Annotated in this window: 19 protein-coding genes; 16 read left to right on the top strand and 3 right to left on the bottom strand. The window is 65.3% G+C overall.

Annotated features, from left to right (window positions below):
• Positions 1-30 precede the first annotated feature (30 nt).
• The gene (locus ACWIGM_RS22575; protein WP_454028211.1) at positions 31-2,112 is read right to left on the bottom strand and encodes a TonB-dependent receptor; all 2,082 of its coding nucleotides are present in this window, start codon (positions 2,110-2,112) and stop codon (positions 31-33) included.
• A 286-nt stretch (positions 2,113-2,398) separates the two neighbouring features.
• On the opposite strand from ACWIGM_RS22575, the gene ACWIGM_RS22570 reads away from it, so the two are divergent.
• The gene (locus tag ACWIGM_RS22570; protein WP_454028210.1) at positions 2,399-3,154 is read left to right on the top strand and encodes an IclR family transcriptional regulator; all 756 of its coding nucleotides are present in this window, start codon (positions 2,399-2,401) and stop codon (positions 3,152-3,154) included.
• Positions 3,155-3,160: 6 nt separating this feature from the next.
• Here the strand turns inward: ACWIGM_RS22570 and ACWIGM_RS22565 are convergent, their stop codons facing one another.
• Together ACWIGM_RS22565 and ACWIGM_RS22560 are read right to left on the bottom strand one after the other, a co-directional pair.
• Positions 3,161-4,441: an NtaA/DmoA family FMN-dependent monooxygenase gene (locus ACWIGM_RS22565; protein ID WP_454028748.1), complete on the bottom strand. Its 1,281-nt coding sequence runs from the start codon at positions 4,439-4,441 to the stop codon at positions 3,161-3,163.
• The gene (locus tag ACWIGM_RS22560; protein WP_454028209.1) at positions 4,438-5,277 is read right to left on the bottom strand and encodes an ABC transporter ATP-binding protein; all 840 of its coding nucleotides are present in this window, start codon (positions 5,275-5,277) and stop codon (positions 4,438-4,440) included. Before ACWIGM_RS22560 ends, ACWIGM_RS22565 begins: the two co-directional genes overlap by 4 nt.
• A gap of 237 nt (positions 5,278-5,514) precedes the next feature.
• Here ACWIGM_RS22560 and fepB point away from each other — a divergent pair, with 237 nt between their 5' ends.
• The 15 genes from fepB (at position 5,515) to ACWIGM_RS22485 (ending at position 22,571) form a co-directional block, all read left to right on the top strand.
• The gene (gene fepB, locus ACWIGM_RS22555; protein ID WP_454028208.1) at positions 5,515-6,480 is read left to right on the top strand and encodes a Fe2+-enterobactin ABC transporter substrate-binding protein; all 966 of its coding nucleotides are present in this window, start codon (positions 5,515-5,517) and stop codon (positions 6,478-6,480) included.
• Positions 6,477-7,481: a FecCD family ABC transporter permease gene (locus tag ACWIGM_RS22550; protein WP_454028207.1), complete on the top strand. Its 1,005-nt coding sequence runs from the start codon at positions 6,477-6,479 to the stop codon at positions 7,479-7,481. Before fepB ends, ACWIGM_RS22550 begins: the two co-directional genes overlap by 4 nt.
• Positions 7,478-8,509 carry a FecCD family ABC transporter permease gene (locus ACWIGM_RS22545; RefSeq protein ID WP_454028206.1) on the top strand — a complete coding sequence of 344 codons (1,032 nt, stop codon included), beginning with the start codon at positions 7,478-7,480 and terminating at the stop codon, positions 8,507-8,509. The genes ACWIGM_RS22550 and ACWIGM_RS22545 overlap by 4 nt, the downstream gene beginning before the upstream one ends.
• A 579-nt stretch (positions 8,510-9,088) precedes the next feature.
• Positions 9,089-10,243 carry a transporter substrate-binding domain-containing protein gene (locus ACWIGM_RS22540; RefSeq protein WP_454028205.1) on the top strand — a complete coding sequence of 385 codons (1,155 nt, stop codon included), beginning with the start codon at positions 9,089-9,091 and terminating at the stop codon, positions 10,241-10,243.
• Positions 10,244-10,253: 10 nt separating this feature from the next.
• Positions 10,254-10,949 (top strand): ANTAR domain-containing response regulator, encoded by a 696-nt coding sequence (locus ACWIGM_RS22535; RefSeq protein WP_454028204.1) that lies wholly within the window; start codon positions 10,254-10,256, stop codon positions 10,947-10,949.
• A gap of 237 nt (positions 10,950-11,186) precedes the next feature.
• Complete coding sequence (locus tag ACWIGM_RS22530) at positions 11,187-12,434, top strand: transporter substrate-binding domain-containing protein (protein ID WP_454028203.1); 1,248 nt, start codon at positions 11,187-11,189, stop codon at positions 12,432-12,434.
• 63 nt (positions 12,435-12,497) lie between these two features.
• Positions 12,498-13,367: an urea ABC transporter permease subunit UrtB gene (urtB, locus tag ACWIGM_RS22525; protein ID WP_454028202.1), complete on the top strand. Its 870-nt coding sequence runs from the start codon at positions 12,498-12,500 to the stop codon at positions 13,365-13,367.
• Between the two features lie 25 nt (positions 13,368-13,392).
• A complete protein-coding gene (urtC, locus tag ACWIGM_RS22520) occupies positions 13,393-14,511 on the top strand; it encodes an urea ABC transporter permease subunit UrtC (RefSeq protein WP_454028201.1) in 1,119 nt (372 codons plus the stop codon).
• Positions 14,508-15,272: an urea ABC transporter ATP-binding protein UrtD gene (urtD, locus tag ACWIGM_RS22515; RefSeq protein WP_454028200.1), complete on the top strand. Its 765-nt coding sequence runs from the start codon at positions 14,508-14,510 to the stop codon at positions 15,270-15,272. The genes urtC and urtD overlap by 4 nt, the downstream gene beginning before the upstream one ends.
• Positions 15,265-15,960, top strand: coding sequence for an urea ABC transporter ATP-binding subunit UrtE (gene urtE / locus ACWIGM_RS22510; protein WP_454028199.1), 696 nt, complete (start codon positions 15,265-15,267; stop codon positions 15,958-15,960). The genes urtD and urtE overlap by 8 nt, the downstream gene beginning before the upstream one ends.
• 26 nt (positions 15,961-15,986) lie before the next feature.
• The gene (locus ACWIGM_RS22505) at positions 15,987-17,021 is read left to right on the top strand and encodes an aliphatic amidase (protein ID WP_454028198.1); all 1,035 of its coding nucleotides are present in this window, start codon (positions 15,987-15,989) and stop codon (positions 17,019-17,021) included.
• Positions 17,022-17,098: 77 nt separating this feature from the next.
• Positions 17,099-18,430 carry a purine-cytosine permease family protein gene (locus ACWIGM_RS22500; RefSeq protein ID WP_454028197.1) on the top strand — a complete coding sequence of 444 codons (1,332 nt, stop codon included), beginning with the start codon at positions 17,099-17,101 and terminating at the stop codon, positions 18,428-18,430.
• 42 nt (positions 18,431-18,472) lie between these two features.
• Positions 18,473-19,492, top strand: coding sequence for an alpha/beta fold hydrolase (locus ACWIGM_RS22495; RefSeq protein ID WP_454028196.1), 1,020 nt, complete (start codon positions 18,473-18,475; stop codon positions 19,490-19,492).
• Between the two features lie 18 nt (positions 19,493-19,510).
• Complete coding sequence (locus ACWIGM_RS22490; RefSeq protein ID WP_454028195.1) at positions 19,511-20,353, top strand: CbbQ/NirQ/NorQ/GpvN family protein; 843 nt, start codon at positions 19,511-19,513, stop codon at positions 20,351-20,353.
• Between the two features lie 4 nt (positions 20,354-20,357).
• Positions 20,358-22,571 (top strand): nitric oxide reductase activation protein NorD, encoded by a 2,214-nt coding sequence (locus ACWIGM_RS22485; RefSeq protein ID WP_454028194.1) that lies wholly within the window; start codon positions 20,358-20,360, stop codon positions 22,569-22,571.
• The last annotated feature ends 80 nt before the right edge of the window (positions 22,572-22,651 follow it).

Genomic DNA, 22,651 nt, shown 5'->3' with positions numbered 1-22,651 from the left:
CGCCTCGTCAGGCGCGCTATGTGCGCTTGGTCAAAACGTGCCCTTGATGCCGGCGCCGAACATGCGCGGCTCGGTCATGCTCGCCTCGGTGCCGCCGATGCCGCGGTTCTGCTGCATATAGGTCGGCGCGCGCTCGTCGAAGATGTTCTTCACGTAACCGTAGACCTGCAGATTGTCGGTGACCTGATAGCTCGCCCGCATGTCGGCGATCGTATAGGGCTTGATCAGGTAGAGGCGCGTATTGGCGACGTCGGAATAGTAGCCGTCGGTGTGGCGCAGCTGGGCGGTGAGGTTGAGCTTGCTGGTGACGTCCCAGCTCACGCCGAAGCTCAGCATGTAGCCCGGCGACTTCGCGAACTCGTTGCCCTTGTAGCCGGTATTGGCGGAGATCTTGTCGATCTCGGTGCGCAGCAGGCCGGCGCCCGCCTTCAGCGTCAGATTGTCGAGCAGGCGATAATCGGCGCTGACCTCAAGGCCATAGGCATGGGCCTTCTCGGCATTGATCGCATAGGACTGGACCACGCCTGTCGTGAGCACGACCGGGATGAAGTACTGGGCGTTCTGGAAGTCGGTGTAGAACAGGTTGCCGCTGACGTTCAGCCGGTTGTTCAGCAGGCTGGCGCGGGTGAACAGCTCATAGTTCCACAGCGTCTCCTCCTTGAACGGCTGCCACTGGCCGGCGGTGAGGTTGAGCGAGACGCCGCCGGGATTGTAGCCGCGATTGACCAGCGCGCCGACGGTCCAGTCCGGCGTCACCGCATAGGCGATCGAGGCCTTCGGCAGCACGGCCTGGAAGGTCTTGTCATAGTCGACGCCCTGCGCCGCGAAGACGGTGCGGCCGACGCGCTCGATCTGGTCCTGCTGGAAGCGCAGCGAGCCGGTGAAGGTCCAGCGATCGGTCAGGCGGTAGCTCAGCTCGCCGAAGACGCCGAGATTGCGCTTGGTGTCGTCGAAGGTCGACTGGCCGGTGAGATAGAGGATCTCGTCGGTCTTGGTGTGGGCGTAGTAGATGCCGGCGACGCCGCTGAGGACGTCGCTCTGGTCGCCATAGGTTACCCTGAGCTCGTTCGAGATGTTGCGCTGGTCGATATAGGCGTCGCCATTGCCGAGCAGGCCCGTCTTCCGGCTCACCGAGAGGTCGGTGTATTGGGTCTGGTTGAAGACCTTGAAGCGGTTGCCGAAATCGTAGCTGAGGTCGAGGATGCCGGTGTTGCTGTTCTGCCGGAAGCTCGGCATCGTCGTGGTGATGTGCTTCAGCCGGTCGAAGGGGGCCGACGCTGCCTCCTGGCTCGGCCGGTTGCTCTCATTGCGCGAATAGGTGAGCTTCGCCTCGAAGCCGGGCAGTTCGCTCGGGCGCCACAGCAGCTTGGCGCGCAGGTTCAGATTGCGGAAATCCTGGTCGGCATAGCGCGTCTGGAAGTTCGGGCTGATATAGTCGATGAAAGTGTCGCGGCCGGAATAGTCGAGCGTGATGCGCCCGGCGAGCTGGTCCTTGATGATCGGCCCCGACAGCATCAACGCCGCGCGCCGCGTCGCATAGCTGCCGAACTCGGTCAGGAAGCCGGCTTCGCGGGTGAAGGTCGGATCCTTGGTGTTGACGATGATCGCGCCGGCGATGGCGTTGGCGCCCTGCGAGGTCGTCTGCGGCCCGCGGAACACCTCGATGCTCTTGACGTCCCAGGGCGAGGTCGCGCCGAAATAGAACTCGTTGTAGCTGAGATAGTGGCCGTCGACATTGATCGTCGCGCGCGGCACCGTGCCGCCCCAGAAAGAGTTCTGGCCGGTGAGCGGGCCTTGCGTGTCCTGGCCGCGGATGATCGGGGCGCTGACCGTGTCGGTGTAGGTCACGTTGGGGGTACCGACGAGGATCTCGGAAACGGTCGCATTGCCGGTGTGCTCCCGGGCGATGTCCTTGTCGGTGATGACCGAGACCGACGACGCGGTGTTCTTCAGATCGCGCTCGACCTTCTCACCGGTGACCGTGATCGCATCGAGCTCGATCGTCCCTGCGGTCGGAGCCGGATTGCTCTGCGCGAAGGCCGGCATCCCCGCCGCGACGGCGATGAGCGATGCGAAGCTCACGCTACGCATCAGGACAAGCTTGGACGACATGATGTTCCCCACCACCCGGTCAAATCTCGCTGGCTGGGGACAGGGCCGTGGCTCGCGAGGTCACATTGAATGATCCTACAGTGTGGGATGCGTTCCACATGTCAACATGAAGCGAGCACAAGATCGCCGTATTGGCGTCCCGCTGTGCTTTTCCGGTCGCAGTTCTTGGGCCTAGCGTGGCGCGGTGTTTGGAAGGGCTCGAATGAGGGCGGTGCTTGTCCCCGGCGGGCTCCCGGTGTCACAAAGCGTGGGCCGGCATCTGCCGCGCTTTCCTGCCGCGATTCGCATGACGACCAGCCTCAGCACCAAACGCTCGCCGACGATCCAGTCGGTCTCGATCGCCGCCCGCTTTCTCGACATCCTGGCCAAGGCGGACGGGCCTCTGGTGCTGGGCGAGATCGCCCGGCGGGCGCGTACCGGCTCGTCCACCGCCCATCGCTATATGCAGAGCCTGGTGCGGGAGGGGCTGGCGGCGCAGGACGACGTCACCGGCCATTACGATCTCGGCCCGGTCGCGCTCAGCATCGGGGTCCGCGCGCTCAGGCGCATCGACGCCGTCGAGGTCGCGGCGCGGGCGATGAAGACGCTGGCGTCCGATATCGCCGCCAGCTGCGGCGTCGCGATCTGGACCGAGCGCGGCCCGACCATCGTGCGCTGGTACCGCAACACCGATTTCGCGCTCAGCACGGTGACGCTGGGCGACGTCCTGCCGCTCGACAACACCGCCTGCGGCTTCGTCTTCCAGGCGCATCTGCCGAAGGAGGCGATCGCCGCCGCACGCAAGCTGCAGCCAGCCTCCTTCCGCGGCAGCCGCCCGCCGGCCGAGATGCTCGATTCCGTCAGGCGTGACGGCGGCGCGGAGCTGAACGAGCACCTGTTCTCGCTACTGACCGGCAAGGCGGCGCCGGTATTCAATGCGCTTGGCGAGATCGCCTGCGTCGTCACCACCGTCTCGTTCGTCAAGACGGCCGAATCCGAGGGGCATCGCGCCGCCCTGTTCGCGGCGGCTCAGGCGGCGACACGGGACTCGGGCGGCGCCTGAGCCTTACTATTGCTCCGCGTCGATCCGCAGATGCTGGCGCAGCGTCGTGCCCTCATAGTCGCTGCGGAACAGGCCCCGCCGCGCCAGGGCCGGCACCAGTTCCTCCATGAACAGGCGCAGCGATTGCATCGAGCCGCCAGGGATCGCGATGAAGCCGTCGATCGCCCCGGCCTCGAACCAGTCGGTGATCTCTGCGAGGACGTCGTCGACGCTTCCGACGCAGACCCAATGGGCCGAGCCGACGACTTCCGGCCGGGCCAGCACCTGCGCCACCGTCGGTTCGTTCGTCTCGATGAAGCGCCGCAGCAGCTCGGCATGGGTGCGGCTGCGCACCGGTGTGTCGAGCGGCGGCAGCATCTCCGGCGTCACCCGCGCCTCGGGCGGAAGGTCGCCGAGATCTAGCCCGAGGACGGACTTCACCATCTTGCGGCGCTGCTCTGCTGTGAGATCGGCATGCGCCCGCGCATGCAGTGCCCAGGCTTCTTTGCGTGTCTCGGCGAGGAAGAAATGCAGGCCCGGCAGCACCCGCACCGAATCCGGATTGCGGCCATGCCCCTGCGCGCGCCGGCGCAGATCGCTACGCAACTCGATGCCGGCCTCGCGATCGGGCATGGCGGCGAAGGTCGCATCGGCGATCGAGGAGGCGAAGTCGCGCCCGACATCGGAGGCGCCGGCCTGGAACAAAGGCGGCGGCCCCGCCGCGTGGCCGGGCACGTTGAGCGGCCCTTTCACGCTGAAGAATTCGCCGCGATGGTCGATCGTGGCGCTCGGCGCCGCACCCGTTAGTGCCTCATGCGGATAGCTCTGCCAGAGCGTGCGCATGACATCAGTGAACTCGGCGGCCTTGCGATAGCGGACCTCCGGCGGCGGCATCGGCGCATCGCCGAAATTCTCCGCGCCCTCGATCGAGGTGACGATGTTGAGCCCGACGCGCCCTTGGCTGATCCAGTGCAGCGACTGGATCTGGCGCGCCACCACGAAGGGCGGGTTGAAGCTGGTCGAGACGGTGGTGACGAGGCCGATCCTGTCGGTCTGGCAAGCGAGCGCGGTCAGCAGCAGCGTCGGGTCGAGGCCGACGAAACCGCTGCCGGCGGCGCCGGGGTGCAGCAGGAGATAGTCGGGCTTGAAGACGAAATCGAGCTTGGCCTGCTCCGCCATCCGGGTCAGCGCGAGATTGAACGCGACGGGATCGCGGGACGGCGGGGCGTCCGGATCATCCGCCGTCCGGCCTTTCAGCCAGGTCGGCGTCAGGCTCAATCCGATGTGAAGCTGCTTGGTCATGGTCAGTTCGACCGGTCGCCGGAGTTCGGTGCTCGCGCCTGCCCCTTAGGCACGATCAGTGGGGTTCCCGCGACCGGGTCGGGGATGACGATGCAGGACAGGCCGAAGACCTCTTTGATCAGCTCGGCTGTGACGATGCCCGCCGGGCCTCCCTCTGCGACGATCGCGCCGTCCTTCATCGCGATGAGATGCGAGGCGTAGCGGCAGGCCTGGTTGAGGTCGTGCAGCACCGCAACGATCGTCCGTCCCTGCGCATTGAGCTCGGCGAGCAGGTCGAGCAGCTCGATCTGGTGGGCGATGTCGAGGAAGGTCGTTGGCTCGTCGAGCAGCAGGATCGGCGTTTCCTGCGCCAGCACCATCGCGATCCAGACCCGCTGGCGCTGCCCGCCGGAGAGTTCGTCGACCGGGCGCGTTGAAAGCGTGTCGACGCGCGTCGCCCGCATCGCGGCGGCGACCGCCGCTTCATCCGCCCCCGACCATTGCCGCAGGAAGGACTGATGCGGATAGCGGCCGCGGGCGACGAGGTCGGCGACGCTGATGCCGTCAGGGGCGATCGCGCTCTGCGGCAGGAGGCCGAGGCGCCGCGCGACCTCCTTGGCCGGGCGCTCACCGATCTGCTGTCCGTCGAGGATCACCTGGCCGGCGGCTGGCGTGAGCAAGCGCGACAGGGCCCGCAGCAGGGTCGACTTGCCGCAGGCATTGGGTCCGACGATCACGGTGAACGAGCCGTCGGCGATCGCGACCGAGAGACCGGTCGAAATCGTGCGCGCTTCGTAGCGGAGCGTGAGTGCATCCGCATGAAGGCGAGAATCGGGCTGCGTAGTACTTTTCAATTCTTCCAATTTACAGTCGACGCCGTCGAATTCGTGGCCTTCGACGGCATCCCTTTCGGTTCTTGTTGTGGTAAAGCAGTCACCGCTGGCAGTTTTACATTCGATAACTGACTCCCTGATCCCAGTCCATATTGCATGGCGGGATACGATCCGTCATGAGGAATGGTGTGCATGCGCTTCGACGTGCAGCGCGTGGCGGAGCCCGGTTCCCGGTCCGCAAGACGACACCGGCCAGATAGATCGACGATGCCCTTCATCAAGCTCCTCATCGCTATCATCACCCTCGCGGCTGCCCTCAGCGGGATTGGCCTGCCGGCCCGGAGCCAGGAGGCGGGCTGGCCCCGCACTATCCGGCACGCCGCCGGCGAGTTGACGCTGGCCAGGAAGCCGCTGCGCATCGTCTCGACCACGCCGAGCGTCACCGGCATCCTGCTGGCGATCGAGGCGCCCCTGCTGGCGAGCACGGCGACGACGCCGAGCCCGCTCACCGACGCCAAGGGCTTCTTCTCGCAATGGGCAGATGATGCCGACAAACGCGGCGTCAAGGTGCTCTATCCCAACCTAAAATTCGACATCGAGGCGGTGCTCGGCTGGAAGCCGGACCTGGTGATCGCCTCGACCACCGGCGCCGACAGCATCCTCCAGCATCGGGCTGAGCTGGAAGCGCTTGGCGTCCCGACGCTGGTGGTCGATTATTCCAGCCGGAGCTGGCAGGAACTCGCAACCGAACTCGGCCAGGCGACCGGCCTGGAACAGGAGGCGGCGGCCGCGATCGCCCGCTTCGATGCCGATCTCGGCGCCGCAGCGGCTGCCATCGCCGCGAACGGCACGAAGGCCAGCATTGTCGGCTACAATATCGCCGGCAGCTATTCGGTGGCGCGGACCGCGAGCCCGGTTTCCAAGCTCGTCTCGGCGCTGGGCTTCGAGGTGGTCGGCCTGCCGCCGGAGCTGAAGCCGAATTCGGCGCGTCCCTCGGATTTCGAGTTCTTCTCGCGCGAGAACCTCTCGGCTGCGATCGCCGCCGACACCGTTCTCCTGCTGCGCGCGACCGACAAGGATGTCGAGGCCTTCCTGGCCGAGCCGGTGCTTGCCAATCACCCGGCCGTCGCGAGCAAGCGGGTCTATCCGCTCGGGCTGACCTCCTTCCGGATCGATCCCTATTCCGGGCGCCAGATCATCGAGCGGCTGCGCGAGAGCTTCGCCAGGCGATGAGATGGCATAGGCGCCGGTGGTGGCTCGCCATCGGCATCATCGTGCTCGGCCTGCTGGCGCTGGCGAGCCTGGCGGTCGGCTCGCGGCCGATCCCGCCCGCCACCGTCCTTGCCGCGCTGCGCGCCTATGATCCCGGCGATGATCTGCATCTGGTCGTCTGGCAGTTGCGGGTGCCGCGGCTGATCACGGCTGCCCTCGCCGGCGCCGCGCTCGGCTTGGCCGGAGCGATCATGCAGGCAGTCACCCGCAATGCGCTGGCCGAGCCCGGCCTGCTCGGCATCAATGCGGGCGCGGCGGTCGCTGTCGTACTCGGGGTGACCCTGCTCAGCCTGACGCGGCCTATCCATTATGTCTGGCTCGCCGCGCTCGGAGCGGGCCTTGCCGGCGCCGTGGTGTTCCTGCTCGGGCGGGCGCATGAGACCGGAACCAATCCCGTTCGCCTCGTCCTCGCCGGCGCTGGCCTCTCGATCGTCCTCGGCGCGATCACCGGCATCATGGTGATCAACGCATCGCCCATCGCCTTCGACAATTTCCGCCATTGGGCTGCCGGCTCGGTGGAGGGGGCGAGCTTCGAGGTGGTCGCCGTGCTGGCTGTCGGCGTCGCGGCGGGCTTTGGTGTCGCCTTTTCGATCGTCGGCGGTCTCAACGTCCTCGCACTCGGCCAGGAGCTCGGCCAGGCGCTCGGCGTCAAGCCGCGCACGATCTGGCTGTCGGCCTGCCTGGCGGTGATGCTGCTGGCCGGTGCCGCCACCGCCGCAGCCGGGCCGATCGGCTTCATTGGCCTGATCGCGCCGCATCTGGCGCGCGCGCTCGTCGGCCCGGATCATCGCTGGATCCTGCCTAGCTCGGCGCTGTTCGCCGCGCTCCTCTTGCTCGGCGCCGATGTGATCGGGCGTGTGGTCGCTGCCCCGTCCGAGATTGCCGCCGGCATTGTCGCGACGCTGCTCGGCGGCCCCTTCTTCATCATGGCCGTGCGCCGTTTCCGGGTGAGCCGGCCATGAGCGCGTCCTCAACGTTCAGGGTCGGTTCGCTCTCGCTGCGCTGGCGGCCGCGCACTGCGCTGGTCTGCGCGGTCCTTGCCGGGATAGCTCTTGCCCTCGCCGTCGTCCTGCTCGGCACGGGCACGCTTGCCTTCGCGCCGGCCGAGGTCGCTGCCGCCTTGTTCGGCAGGGGCGAAAACCCGATGGCCGAGCGTGTGATCTGGGGCCTGCGCCTTCCGCGCGTCGTCACCGCGGCTTGCGTCGGGGCGGCGCTCGGCATGGCCGGCGCGATCTTCCAGTCGATCTCGCGCAACGCCCTCGGCTCGCCTGACATCATCGGCTTCACCACCGGAGCGGCGACGGGCGCGATCGTGCAGATCATTCTGTTCGGTGCCGATCCTTTCGCCGTCGCGCTGGCGGCGGTGCTGTCGGGGATAGCGACGGCCGCGCTCGTCTTCCTGCTCGCGTTGAAGGGGCGCGTCACCGGCGGCTACCGGCTCGTGCTGGTCGGCATCGGCGTCGGCGCAACCCTGTCCGGTGTCAACACGATCCTGCTGGTGGCGAGCGATCTCGACCGTTCGATCTCCGCCCAGATCTGGCTGGCGGGCTCGCTGACGGCGCGCAGCTGGTCGCATGCCGCTCCGGCCGCTCTCGGCCTGACGCTGATCGTGCCCGTCGCGCTCCTGAATGCCCGGCGCCTCGCTCTGCTCGAAATGGGCGACGATGCCGCCAGCCAGCTCGGCGTCCCCGTCGAGCGTACGCGGCTTGCCATGGTGATGACGGCCGTCGCTCTGACCGCGATGGCAACCGCAGCAGCCGGGCCGATCGCCTTCATCGCTCTGGCCGGCCCACAGCTCGCGCAGCGCCTGTGCCGCGCGCCGGATGTGCCGCTGCTGCCGGGCGCGGCGATGGGCGCGGTCCTGCTGCTGGCGGCGGACCTGATCAGCCAGCGCGTTCCGTCCGGCCTCAATCTGCCGATCGGGCTGACTACCGGATTGCTCGGCGGGATCTATCTTCTCTGGCGGCTCACTCGCGACGAGAAAGTATAACGGATAGCCGCGGCGCCTATGCCGGCGCCTCGGCAAAATGCTCGGGTAGAAGCTGCTCCCCTTACGCCAACACTGAGGCCCCTCGTCCGGCTATTGGACCGATCAGCCAACCAGTTTGCCTAAAGCCGGAGGTTGACAGCGTCAGTTCAGCGCCAGGAGCGGAAACTGACACGCATCCGAGAAGTGGACTTTGAGCGCAAGGAAGCAGCAAGCTTGATGCGCTCACCTCCCTTCGCGGCCGGCGGCTCATGCCGTCAGCGACGACCGTACCGAACTGACCTTACTTGCGCCCTGCAATAGCGGGAGGAGGAGTGCTGCGAGCAGCGGACACCTCGTTGACATACCCGGCATTCTGAAACTAGCATTTGTCCCACTAGCGTTTCAGGCGCAGCAATGAGGCTGCGGCAACATAACAGGCGATGCTGCCTCCATCGATCGGGCAAACCCCCGGTCGTGGGGGCATTTTTGTTTGGCGGAGGGACGGCCGAAAGGGGTTGCCTGAGCGGAATTACTCAGGGCGAGCGCAAAGAACGAGATGCCGCCCAACGCGTTGAGGGACGCGGGAGGAGATAAGAAACGATGAAAAAAGCGGTTCGTTGCGTAGAGCGGACATCCGCTCCGTGGCGTGTGGGTGTGCTGTTTTCGCGGACCGGCTTCATGTCGGTCATCGAAGAGACGCAGCTGCGCGGAACCCTGATCGCGATCGATGAGATCAACGATCGCGGCGGTATTCACGGCCGGCCGATCGAGCCGGTGATCTACGATCCGGGCTCGGATGCCCGTTCCTATGGCCAATATGCCAAGCGGCTGATGGTCGAGGACGGGGTCAGCACGATTTTCGGCTGCTATACGTCTTCGAGTCGCAAGGCCGTCCTGCCCGTGGTCGAGCGGCTCGACGGCCTGCTCTGGTATCCGACGCTCTACGAGGGTTTCGAGTTTTCGCCCAACGTCATCTATACGGGTGCGACGCCGAACCAGAATTCCGTGCAGCTCTGCCGGGCGCTGATGCAGCAATTCGGCACCCGCTTCTTCTTCATCGGCTCCGACTACATCTATCCGCGGGAATCCAACCGGGTGATGCGCGATCTCGTCCGCAGCAATGGCGGCACGGTCGTCGGCGAGCAGTACTTGCGGCTGGAGGCTGACCGCAGCGAGTTCGTGCCCCTGCTACGCGAGATCAAGCGCGCCCAGCCCGACGTCATCTTCTCGACCGTCGTCGGTGAATCCACCACCTTCCTCTATCAGGCCTATCACGATCTCGGCCTGAACCCGAAGACAGTCCCGATCGCCAGCCTGACCACCACCGAGGCCGAGATCCGGGAAATGGGTCACGATGTCGGGGAAGGGCACTACACCGCAGCGGCCTATTTCCAATGCGTCGAGAACGAGCGCAATTCGGATTTCGTCGCCCGCTATCACAAGCGCTACGGCGATGATGAGCCGACGAACATGTGCCTGGAATCGTCCTACTTCCAGGTCAATGTCTTCGCGAAGTCGCTGGAAGCGACGAACTCGCTGGATACGCGCTGCTTGCGTTCCTGGGTGATGGGCGCCGAATTCGACGCGCCGCAAGGCTGCGTCTCGATCAATCCGGTCTGGGGACATGCCGATGTCTGGACACGGATCGGACGTGCCAACCGCAACGGGCAGTTCGATATCGTCTTCCAGTCCGCCACGAGCGTGAAGTCGGACCCCTACCTGATGGGGCAGGGCCGCGCGCTCGAGCTGTGCTGAACATATAAGAATGGCCACCGGCCACGACGGAGAAGAGGCGAGCAGCTTCATGGCGATGTCAGGCTACGCATATGAACGTGCCGGCGGGCCGCATCCCGCCGAGCCCCGCGCCGCCGTTTCCGAACGACCGGCACGGCAGGGTTCCGTCGAACCGGAACTCAATATCGCCGTGATGGTCGAGCGCGACGATCATGGTGAATTCCTCATCCGCGAACTGCAGCGCCAGCGCGCCACGGTGCGGCACATCTGGCCGCTGCCGTCGCAGATTCCGTTGCAATACGACGCCATCTTCTGCGCACTCTCTGTGGACCTGCCGCAGCGCATCCCCTGGGTTCCGGGCGAGCCTTCTTCGGCGCTGATCCTGGTCGATGACGGCAAGGCGCCGCTGAACCTCAAGCTCATCCACAATTGCGCCGCGCACGGCCTGCTGCATTATCCGGCCACGTCGCGGGTGATCCAGTCGGTGCTGATGCTGGCGCGCGAGCATTTTCAGTATGAAAGGCGCCTGCGCGGCCGGATCGAGAAGCTCGACGAGAATCTGCGCACGATGCGGGTCGTCGAGCGCGCCAAGGTGCTGCTGATCCGGCTCAAGAACCTGACCGAGGACGAGGCCTATAACTTCCTGCGCAAGCAGGCCATGGAAAAGCGCGTCACCATCGCGGCCGTCGCCACGGCCGTGATTGACTCGCATGATTTGCTTAGTTAGCGTTGCTACAGTTTCAAGACGGCAAGGACGCCGTCGGCACATAGCGGGTCATGATGCCCCCACGCAGTCGCGGAAGCGAAGCGTGGGGTTTTTTGTTTTCTAGGCCCAGTTCGATACGCGTTTGCGCGGCGAAGCTGCCGCATTCCACATTCCGAGGCGAAGAAGCCCCGAACGACTCCGTCCACCCGGACGGCGCCGCTCGGGGCTTTTTCTTTTGCAAGAAAAAAGGGGAAGAGGGTGAAAAACGACAGGCGCACATTCATCAAACACGCTGCCGCGGCGGGTGCTTTCACCGCCGCAGGATTCCCGCATATCTGGTCGAAGAACGCTTCGCTGGCCTACGCTCAGAGCGGGCAGATCAAGGTCGGCGTCCTCTTCTCTCTCACCGGCACCACCGCCATCATCGAGGAGTCGCTGAACAAGGCGACGATCATGGCGATCGAGGAGATCAACGCCGCCGGTGGTATCAACGGCATGAAGATCGTGCCGGTCGTCGAGGATCCGGCGTCCGATCCTGCGACCTTCGCCGAGAAGGCCCGCAAGCTCGTGCTCAGCGACAAATGCGTGTCGGTGTTCGGATCCTATACCTCTGCCAGCCGCAAGGCGGTTCTGCCGGTCTTCGAGAGACAGGCGAACCTGTTTTTCTACCCGACGCTCTATGAGGGCCGCGAGTGCTCGAAGAACGTCATCTATACCGGCGCCGTCCCCAATCAGCAGCAGGACGACTTCGTGCCCTGGCTGGTCGAGAAGTTCGGCAAGCGCTGGTACATGATCGGCTCGAACTACATCTACCCGAAGGAAGAGAACAACTACTGCAAGAAGCTGCTGAAGAGCCTCGGCGCCGAGGTGATCGCCGAGGAATACGTCCCGCTCGGGCATTCCGAATTCTCGTCGGTGATCAACAAGTTCCGCTCCGAAAAGCCGAACGTGATCTTCTCCACGGTGGTCGGGGATTCAGTCGTGGCGCTGCATCGGCAATACCGCGCCGCCGGCCTCGACCCGGCGACGATGCCGATGGCGAGCCTGACCACCTCGGAGAACGAGGTCGCGGCGATGGGCGGTGACGCCGCCGCCGGTCACTTCACCTCGGCGCCCTATTTCATGGTGCACGAATCCCCCGAGAACAGGAGGTTCGTCGAGGCCTACCGGAAGCGTTGGGGCGCCGACAAGGTCACGCATTTCGTGTCGGAATCGTCCTATTTCCAAGTCTACCTGTTCAAGCAGGCGGTGGCGAAGCTGAAGGCGGGCGACATCAACCCGCTCACCATCCGCGAAGCCCTGAAGGGCGAGCAGTTCCAGGCACCTCAGGGCCTGGTCAAGGTCGAGCCCGAGAACCTGCATTGCTGGCTGCACCCCAAGATCGGCCAGTGCCAGTCGGACGGGCAGTTCAAGATCCTGAAGCAATCTGCGAACTGGCTCGAGCCAAACCCCTACAGCGCCTATCCGAACCAGAAGTGCACGGCCGAAGGGCTGAAGGAAATCTGATCTTTCGATTTCGCCGGTGGCCGCCTCAGGCGGCCACCCTGCACGCCTCCGGACAGGTTCGTCATGGATTTCGTCGTTTCCCAGCTGCTGACCGGGCTCAGCCTGTCGTCGATCCTGCTGCTCGTCGCGCTCGGTCTTGCCATCATCTACGGCGTCACCGGCGTCATCAACCTCGCCCATGGCGAGTTCGTGATGCTCGGGGCCTATTGTGCCTGGCTGTTGCAGACCCAGCTCGGCTGGGGGCTGCTGCCGAGCCTGATCCCGATCTTCGTCGCCGTGGCGCTGCTGGGCCTCGCCATCGAATATCTGGTCATCCGGCATCTCTACGACCGGCCGCTCGACACCATCCTGGCGACCTGGGGGCTCGGTGTCATGGCCCAGCAGATCGTGCGCCTACTGGCGGGCGGCGAATTGCGCTATGTCCAGATGCCGGGGGCACTTTCGGGAAGCGTCAACATTCTCGGCGCCACCGATTCCGCCTATCGCCTGTTCGTGCTGGCGGTCGCGCTCGGGCTGTTTGCCCAGACCTGGTATGTCTACCGCCATACCTCGATCGGCCTGCAACTGCGGGCAATCACCCAGAACCGCCAGATCGCCTCGAGCTTCGGCATCAATGCCGGCCGCGCCTACCGGCTGACCTTCGCCTACGGCGCCGGCATCGCCGGGCTGGCTGGGGCGCTGATCTCGCCGCTCAAGAGCGTCTCGCCGGAGATGGGCACGGGCTACGTCGTCGACGCCTTCATGGTCGTCGTGGTCGGCGGCGTCCAGAGCCTGTTCGGCACGGTCGTCAGCTCCGGCCTGCTCGGAGAGCTCACCGGCGCGCTCGCCTATCTCAGCAACGACACCATCGCCAAGGCGCTCGTGCTCGCCGCGGTCGTCGTCATCATCCGCTTCCGGCCGCAGGGACTCTTCACGCCCCGCATCCGCGCCTGACACCTTCATGAAACGAAGCTTGCCGATGTCAAACAAACCGATCCTGCAGCTGTCGATCTACGGGGCCGTCTGCCTGGCGCTCCTCCTGATCCCGGCCTTCGTCGACGACGCCTTTCTGCTCAACAAATTCGCGCGCTACCTGATCTTCGGCATGCTCGCCGTCGCGCTGAGCCTGTCCTGGGGCTATGCCGGCATCCTCAATCTCGGTCAGGCGACGACCTTCGGCCTCGGCTCCTATTGCATGGCCATGGCGCTGAAGCTGAAGACCGTGCCGATCCATACCGGCGCCGAGGGTCTGCCGGACTTCATGGTCTGGAACAACGTCACCGAACTGCCCTGGCTCTGGTTGCCGTTCCAGTCGCTGCCCTTCGCCGTCGCAGCCGGCATCATCGTTCCCGCCGCCTTTGCCGCGCTGCTCGGCTGGTTCATGTTCGGAGGCCGTGTCGCCGGCGTCTACTCGGCGATCATCACGCTGGCCGCGATGGTCGTGGTCAACCTGATCATCATCGATCAGCAGAGCTATACCGGCGGCTTCAACGGCATCACCGATCTCGCGCGTTTCGAGGTGCTTGGGATCACCTTCGACGCCTATGCGCGCTCCACTTATTTCCTGGTCGCGGGCAGCCTGACGCTGGCGCTCTTCACCGCGCTCGCGGTGACGCGCTCGAAGACCGGGCTGATCCTGCAGGCGATCCGCGATCAGGAGGAGCGCGTCCGCTTCTTCGGCTATGACGTCGCCCGCTACAAGACCTTCGTCTTCGCGGCCTCCGCCGCGATCGCTGGCCTTGCCGGGATGCTCTACACGATCGTGATGGAGTTCGCCTCGCCGACCTTCCTCGGCGTGCCGCTCAGCCTGTCCATCGTCATCTGGGCTGCGGTCGGCGGCCGTCAGAGTTTGCTCGGCGCCATGCTCGGCGCGCTCCTGGTGACGGGCGTGCAGGGCAGCCTGTCGGAATCGGAGGCCTTCCTCAGCACCTGGACGCTGGTGATGGGCGGGTTGTTCGTCCTGATCGTGCTGTTCATGCCGCGCGGACTGGCCGGCATCGTCTCCGGCCTGCGCCGCCGCGACCCAGCCCAGAAGGCCTCTGCGCAGCCGTCCCACCCCGTCGGTGCCGCCGGTGCTCCGGCAGGGCGGACGGCATGACCGGCGCGGCACAGGCGCAGCTCGCTCTGCGCAACGTCACCGTATCCTTCGGCGGCTTTGTCGCCGTGGCCGGCCTCAACCTCTCGGTCAATCGAGGTGAGCTGCGCTGCCTGATCGGCCCCAACGGCGCCGGCAAGACCACGACGCTCGATCTGATCTGCGGTCGTTCGCGGATCTCGTCCGGCGCGATCGTCTTCGACGGTAGGGAGATCCACCAGCTCAGCGAATTCGAGATCGCCCGGACCGGCATCGGCCGCAAGTTCCAGGTGCCGAGCGTCTTCCGTGAGCTCAGCGTGCGGGACAATCTCGAGATCGGCAGTTCGCGCCAGCACGGCGTTCTGCGCAATCTCGGCAGATTCGGCGGAGCGGCCGATCGGGAACGCCTCGAACGGCTTGCCGAACTCGTCGGCCTCTCGGACGATCTCGGCAAGCAGGCGGCACAGCTCTCGCACGGCCAGACCCAATGGCTCGAGATCGCGCTGATCCTGGCGCAGGACCCGCCGCTCATCCTGATGGACGAGCCGACCGCGGGCATGACCGCCCATGAAACCGAGAAGACGGCCCAGCTCTTCAACACGCTGCGCGGCAAGCACACGCTGATCGTGGTCGAGCACGACATGGGCTTCGTGCGCGACATCGCCGAGACGATCTCGGTGATGCACCAGGGCAGGCTGCTGGCGCAGGGCACGGCCGACGAGGTCTCCGACGATCCGCAGGTTCGCGAGGCCTATCTCGGCTCGGGAGGCATCGGCCATGCTTGAGCTCAACAATGTCGACGGCTTCTACGGCCGCAGCCGTGCCCTGCAATCGGTCTCGCTCAGCGTGGGCAGGGGCGAGTTCGTCAGCGTGCTCGGGCGCAATGGCGTCGGCAAGACGACGCTGCTGCGCACGATCCTCGGCCTGATGTCGAAAACCTCGGGCTCGATCCGGCTCGACGGCACCGAAATCGGCGAGCTGCCGACGCATCGCCGGGCCAAGGCCGGACTGGGATATGTGCCGCAAGGCCGGGGCATCCTGCCCGACTTCACCGTGCGCGAGAACCTGTTGCTCGGAACCTACGCCGCCGAGACCTCGGAGCGGCGTATCCAGGACTACGTCTTCGAGCTCTTCCCGATCCTGCGGGATTTCCTTAGCCGGCGTGGCGGCAATCTGTCCGGCGGCCAGCAGCAGCAGCTCGCCATCGCCCGCGCGCTGTTGTCGGAGCCCAAGATCCTGCTGCTCGACGAGCCGACGGAGGGCATTCAGCCTAACATCGTCGAGCAGATCGAGGACATCCTGATCGATCTCAACCGCAAGCGCGGCCTGTCGATCATCCTCGTCGAGCAGAACATCACCTTCGCGCGTCGCGCATCGCACCGTTTCGCGATGCTCAACCGGGGCAGCGTCGCGGTCAGCGACCGCATCGAAGCGCTCTCCGAAGATCTCATCCATCGCTACCTCGTCGTCTGAGACGGGCAAACCAAGGAGGCCAGACCATGTATCACGGCGATATTACGAGCAGTAAGGACACCGTCGGCGTCGCCGTCGTGAACTACAAGATGCCGCGCCTGCATACCAAGCAGGAGGTGCTCGCCAACGCACGCAATATCGCTGCGGTGATCGAGGGCATGAAGGTCGGCTTACCGGGCATGGATCTGGTGATCTTCCCGGAATATTCGACGCACGGAATCATGTACGATTCCAAGGAGATGTATGAGACCGCCTCGCAGATTCCGGGCGAGGAAACGGAGATTTTCGCCGCCGCCTGCCGGACGGCGAATGTCTGGGGCGTGTTCTCGCTGACCGGCGAGCGCCATGAGGAGCATCCCAACAAGGCGCCCTACAACACGCTCATCCTGATGAACAACAAGGGCGAGATCGTCCAGAGATATCGCAAGATCATGCCCTGGGTCCCGATCGAGGGCTGGTATCCCGGCGACTGCACCTATGTCTCGGAAGGGCCAAAAGGCCTGAAGATCAGCCTGATCATCTGCGACGATGGCAACTACCCCGAAATCTGGCGCGACTGCGCCATGCGCGGCGCCGAGCTGATCATCCGCTGCCAGGGCTACATGTACCCGGCCAAGGAGCAGCAGGTACAGATCTCGAAATCGATGGCCTGGGCGAACAACGTCTATGTCGCGGTTGCGAACGCCTCGGGCTTCGACGGCGTCTATTCCTATTTCGGCCATTCGGCGATCGTCGGCTTCGACGGCCGCACACTCGGCGAGTGCGGCACCGAGGAGAACGGCATCCAGTACGCCCAGCTCTCGGTGTCGGCGATCCGCGATGCCCGCAAGAACGGCCAGTCGCAGAACCATCTCTTCAAGCTGCTGCACCGCGGCTACACCGGCATGATCAACTCCGGCGACGGCGACAAGGGCACGGCGGCCTGCCCCTACAATTTCTACGCCAAATGGATCAACGATCCCGAAGGCACGCGCGAGATGGTCGAGGCGATGACGCGGACGACCGTCGGCACTGACGAGTGCCCGATCGGCGGCATTCCGAACAAATCAGCCCATCGCTGAACCGAACGAGACACGCCCGGCGCGCGAGCGCCGGGCGGCGCGACCAAACATCCGACAACGAAAAAGGGGGAAACGCGGTGTCCAAACATTCCGCAGGGCCGGGCGCGGCCGCGCCGGCCGATACTGATCACGTGCTCGGCGAGGAATACGAGCACGAGCCAGTGCCGATGGCGGCCCGGCGCAGCCTGTTCTCGATGGTGATGGTCTGGGCCGGCTTCCCGATGATCATCACCGGCGCCATGACCGGTTCGCTGCTGGTTCTGGGCATGGGCTTCTCCCGTGCGCTCGTCGCCATGATCATCGGCAACCTGGTCATGCTTGCCTATGTCGGCGCGCTCGGCCTGTCGGCGACCCGCAGCGGCATGAATTTCGCACTGATCGCGTCACGCGTCTTCGGCACGAAGGGGTATGCGCTCGCCTCCGGCCTGCTTTCCACCCTGCTGCTTGGCTGGTTCGCGGTCCAGACCGGCATCACCGGCGCACTCGTCGCCAGCACTTACGGGCTCAACTATGTCGCGATGACCATCGTCGCGGGGCTGCTCTATATCGGGATCACCTTCGTCGGCGTGCGCGGCCTGCACCTGATCGGCCTGGTCTCCGTCCCGCTGTTCTTCGTGCTCGGCCTCTTCGTTGTCGTTCACGCGGCCGGTACCACCAGCTTCGATGCGATCTGGAACTATGCCGGCAACAACGGCGTCGCGACGATGTCGATGGGCGTCGGCCTCACCGTCGTGATCGCCCTCTTCATCGACGCCGGCACCGTGACCGCCGACTTCAACAGATGGTCGAAGACCGGCAGCCATTCGCTGATCGCGACCTTCTCGGCCTTCCCGGTCTCGAATCTCGTCGCGATGCTCGTCGGCGGCATCATGACGGCCGCGCTCGCCGTGCCGAACGCCAATCCGTTCGGCGCCGACAACATGTTCGGCTACATGAACAAGCTGCAGATCGGCTGGCTCGGTGTCCTCGCCTTCCTGTTCCTCTACATCAATCTCGGCTCGGTCTGCTCGCACTGTCTCTACAATGCGGCGACTGGCTGGTCGCGCATCCTGCGCTCGAAGATGCGCCTGATGGCCGTCATCCTCGGCCTCGTCGGCATCGCTATCGCCGCCGGCAATGTCTGGGCCTTCTTCATCCAATGGCTGTCGCTGCTCGGGATCATCGTGCCGCCGATCGGCATGATCCTGCTCGTCGAGGCCTATGTGTTGAAGCACGGCTCGGCGGCGCCGAAGGAATGGCGCACGCTGCCGTTCGTCTCCTGGGCACTCGGCGCCGCGGTGGGCTTCATCGTTGAGTTCCATGCGCCTCAGCTCTCGACTGCGATCAGCGCCGGTCTCGTCGCCGCCATCGCTCATCTGGTCCTGAGCTCCTTCGCGGCCGGAAGGGCTGCAGACCGTGCTCCGGCCTGACCAGGCCGGTTCCATCGACATTCCCACCGAGAGAGTATCGCGATGACCACCGACTACGAGATCTTCGAGCTGGGTGATCTTGCCCTGCAGCGCGGCGCGACGCTGCGCAACGCCAAACTGGCCTACAAGACCTTCGGCACGCTCAACGCGGCCAAGGACAACGCCATCGTCTACCCGACCTGGTATTCCGGCCAGCACTACGACAATGAATGGCTGGTCGGTCGCGGCATGGCGCTCGATCCCGACAAATACTTCATCATCATCCCCAACATGTTCGGCAACGGACTGTCCTCGTCGCCGAGCAACACGCCCGAGCCCTACAACGCCGCCCGTTTTCCGAAGGTGACGGCCTACGACAACGTCCGCGCGCAGCACCGGCTTGTGACCGAGCACTTTCGGATCGAGCATCTGCGGCTTGTCACCGGCTGGTCGATGGGTGCGCTGCAGACCTTCCATTGGGGCGCACTCTATCCAGACATGATGGATCTGCTCGCGCCGTTCTGCGGCTCGGCCAAATGCTCCCGCCACAACTTCGTCTTCCTCGAAGGGGTGAAGGCGGCGCTGACGGCGGACGATGCCTTCCGCGACGGCTGGTATGTCGACAAGCCGCACAAGGGCTTGCGCGCCGCGGCGCGGGTCTATGCCGGCTGGGGCTTTTCGCAGGCCTTCTATCGCGAGGAACTGGACATCAAGACGCTGGGATACAGCTCACTCGAGGATTTCCTGGTCGCCTTCTGGGAGGGCTTCTTCCTCGACCGGGATCCCAACAATCTCTTGGCCATGCTCTGGACCTGGCAGAACGGCGATATCTCGGCCAACGAGCTCTACAATGGCGACTACAAGGCCGCGCTCGGCGCGATCAAGGCGAAGACCTACGTCATGCCCGGCCAGACGGATCTGTATTTCCCGCCAGAAGACAGCCGCAACGAGGTCGACAACATGCCGAATGCGAGCTTCGTCCCGATCCCGTCGATCTGGGGGCATTTCGCCGGCGGGCCGGGCACCAATCCGGTCGACATCAAGTTCCTCGACGACAAGCTCAAGGAACTCCTCGCATCCTGACGCAGCGCGCGCGGCGGTGTGTGTGACAGCCGCCGCGCGACCATCAAGGGCCTGATCGACGTGACGAATCTCGACGCCTACCGCATCGCCAAGGAACCATTCTACCGCTCGGTCGGAGGCGAAGTCGGACTGTTCGAGGCTGCCTATCGCAGCCGGATGCCGGTGATGCTGAAAGGGCCGACCGGCTGCGGCAAGACCCGCTTCGTCGAGCACATGGCCTGGCGCCTTGGCCGGCCGCTGATCACCGTGTCGTGCCATGAGGACATGACCGCCTCGGACCTCGTCGGGCGCTACCTGCTCGATGCGGAAGGCACGGTCTGGCACGACGGGCCGCTGACGCTGGCGGTTCGCCAGGGCGCGATCTGCTATCTCGACGAGATCGTCGAGGCCCGGCAGGACACCACCGTGGTCATCCACTCGCTCACGGACGACCGGCGCATCCTGCCGCTGGAGAAGAAGAACGAGGTGGTCAAGGCCCATCCCGACTTCCAGGTCGTGATCTCCTACAACCCCGGCTACCAGAGCGTTCTGAAGGACCTGAAGGAATCGACCAAGCAGCGCTTCGCCGCCATCCCCTTCGACTATCCCGAAGCGGCCGGCGAGGCCGAGATCGTGATGCGGGAGGCTGGCGCCGACAAGCGCACCGCCGAGACGCTGGTGCGCATCGGCGCGCGTTCGCGCAACCTCAAGGGCCGCGGGCTGGAGGAAGGCGCCTCGACGAGGATGCTCGTCAACGCCGCCTTGCTCGTCGCCGCCGGCGTCCCGATCATGGAGGCCTGCCAGGTCGCGCTCGTGATCCCGATCACCGATGACGACGATCTGCGCGATGCGTTGACGGGTGCCATCGCGGCCTGTGTCTGATGCCATGACGACGACCGAGGACCGAAAGGTGACGGTTCGGGCGTTTCCGGCCGAATGGCAGGGGCGCTGGAGTGCAGCCCATGCCCGCATTGACCACGCCGGCTATGGCGACCTCGTGGCCAGCGCCTATCGCAGCGCCGGGCCGATCGTCGCGACGAGGTCGGGGCCGGCCGAGGCGATCCGGCTCGGCGAAACCGTCTCGCTCGTCGCAATTCGCGCCGGCCGCCGGGCGGCCTGCCTGCTGATCGACGGGGCGCTGCATGCCGCCGAGGCCGCCCGTGACTCATCCGAGCTCGTATCGTGGCTCGAGTTGATCGACGACATCGCCAGGCGCGCGCCGAAGGTACTGAGCGCCTTCCTGCAAAACGGCTCTCAGGTTCTCGATAGACTCGGTTTTGCCGGTCTTGCAGCCTTTGCGCGAATGGGGCTCGATCTCGGCCGCGACGACGCGCGCCGGCTGGCCTTTTTTTCGCTGCAGAGCCCGGAAGCGCGCCAACTGCTCGAAAGACGGCACCCATCCGCTTCGTTGCCGGGATTGCTGCCTGGGCTCAAGCCCTATCTCCGCGCGCTTTGGGCCATCTCGCCGCCGATCGCTGAAGCGCCGGGAGATGCGCCCGAAGCGATGCGTCGCCGCGCCGGTTTCGGCGGGGGCGGCATCCGTCTCCCGCCATCCTATGCCGGTTTCCCGGCCAGCGATCAGAAACAGCTTCATCGCGCGACGCTGGCCCATATCGGCGCGCATCACTGCTTTACGCGCAAGAAATTCCTGGCCACAGGCCTGAAGCCGCTGCAGCTCGCGCTAGTTTCGCTGATCGAGGACGCGCGGGTCGAGCGGCAGGCCGTGCGCGAGATGCCGGGGCTGTTCGCCCTTTGGCGAGGCTTCCATGTGGCGCGTCCTGAGGGCGCGCCAGTTGCGATCACGCTGATGGCGCGGCTGGCGCGGGCCCTGCTCGATCCGTCCTACGAGGACCCGCATGGCTGGGTGAGCAAGGGGCGGGCACTGTTCGAGGACGCTGCCGCGGTCGACATCGGCTCCCAGCAGCTCAGCCGCCATGTCGGCGGGCTGCTGGGCAATGACATCGGCCAGATGCGGCTGCAGTTCGACGCCAAGAGCTATGTGGTGCAGCCCGCCTATCGCGACGACGGCATGGGGCTTTGGGACTTCGGCGACGACAATCCCGAGGTTCCCTACGAGATGCAGGCGTCTGCCGAAGGAGCGCGCCTCGAGCAACGCGATAGCGATGACGGTCGTCCCGAGCCCGACACCATCCCCGACGATTCGAGCGGCCGCGCAATCATGGTCGAGGCGAACGAGGATGTGGCCGTCGCGCGCTATCCGGAGTTCGACTATGTGACCGGGCGCGAACGGCCGGACTGGTGCACGGTTCGCGAGCCAGCCGTTCCCATGCTATCGCCTGCCGCGCTGCATCGCGCCATCGAGCAACGCGCCGATCTCGCCAACCGCCTGACCGCCATCATCAGGTCTTCCAAGGTCAGCCGTCAGCAGCGGGTTCGCCGGCAAGCGGAAGGCGAGTTTCTCGATATGGACGCCGCGATCGAGGCCGCGGTCGCGCAGCGCTCTGGCCAAATCCCGGAGGATCGTCTCTACGGGCGCTATGAGCGCCGCCACCGCGATCTCGCCATTCTCGTGCTCATCGATACCTCCGCCTCCACCGGAGAACGCATCAGCGGTCGCAGCGAGACGGTGCTGGAGACTGAACGCCTTTCCGTGGCCATGCTGGCGCGGGCGATGGTGGAACTCGGCGATCCCTTTGCGCTTGCAGCCTTCTCCTCCAACACGCGCGACAATATCGGCTATCAGCGGATCAAGGATTTCGCGGGCCGCTATGATGCGGCAGCCGAGGGCCGGCTGGCAGGCTTGCAAAGCCACCATTCCACACGGCTCGGAGCGGTGATTCGGCATGCCGGCAAGGATCTGAAACGGCAGCTGAGCTATCGCCGGCTTCTCCTGATCATTACCGATGGCGAGCCGCACGACATCGATGTCGATGACCGCCGCCATCTGGTCGAGGACGCCCGCGCGGCCGTGCACGAACTACGCAACGATGGGATCGATGTGTTCTCCATCGTCCTCGATTCGGAAGCCGAATCCTACGCAACCCGCATTTTCAGACGCCAGAATTGCGTTCAGTTGAAGTCGATCGACACCTTGCCCGAAAAGCTACCGGGCTTGCTGCTGCGGTTGGCGATACAGTGAGGTCATGCGCGACAAGTCGTTGAGACTGGACATCTTGCGCGAGCGCCGACTTTGGGATCAACGCCGATGCAGCGCGCTCC

It is taken from the genome of Allobosea sp. NPDC055332, assembly GCF_053645455.1.
Note: the sequence above shows the minus strand (reverse complement) of the source record. Positions and strands in the feature narration are given on the sequence as shown.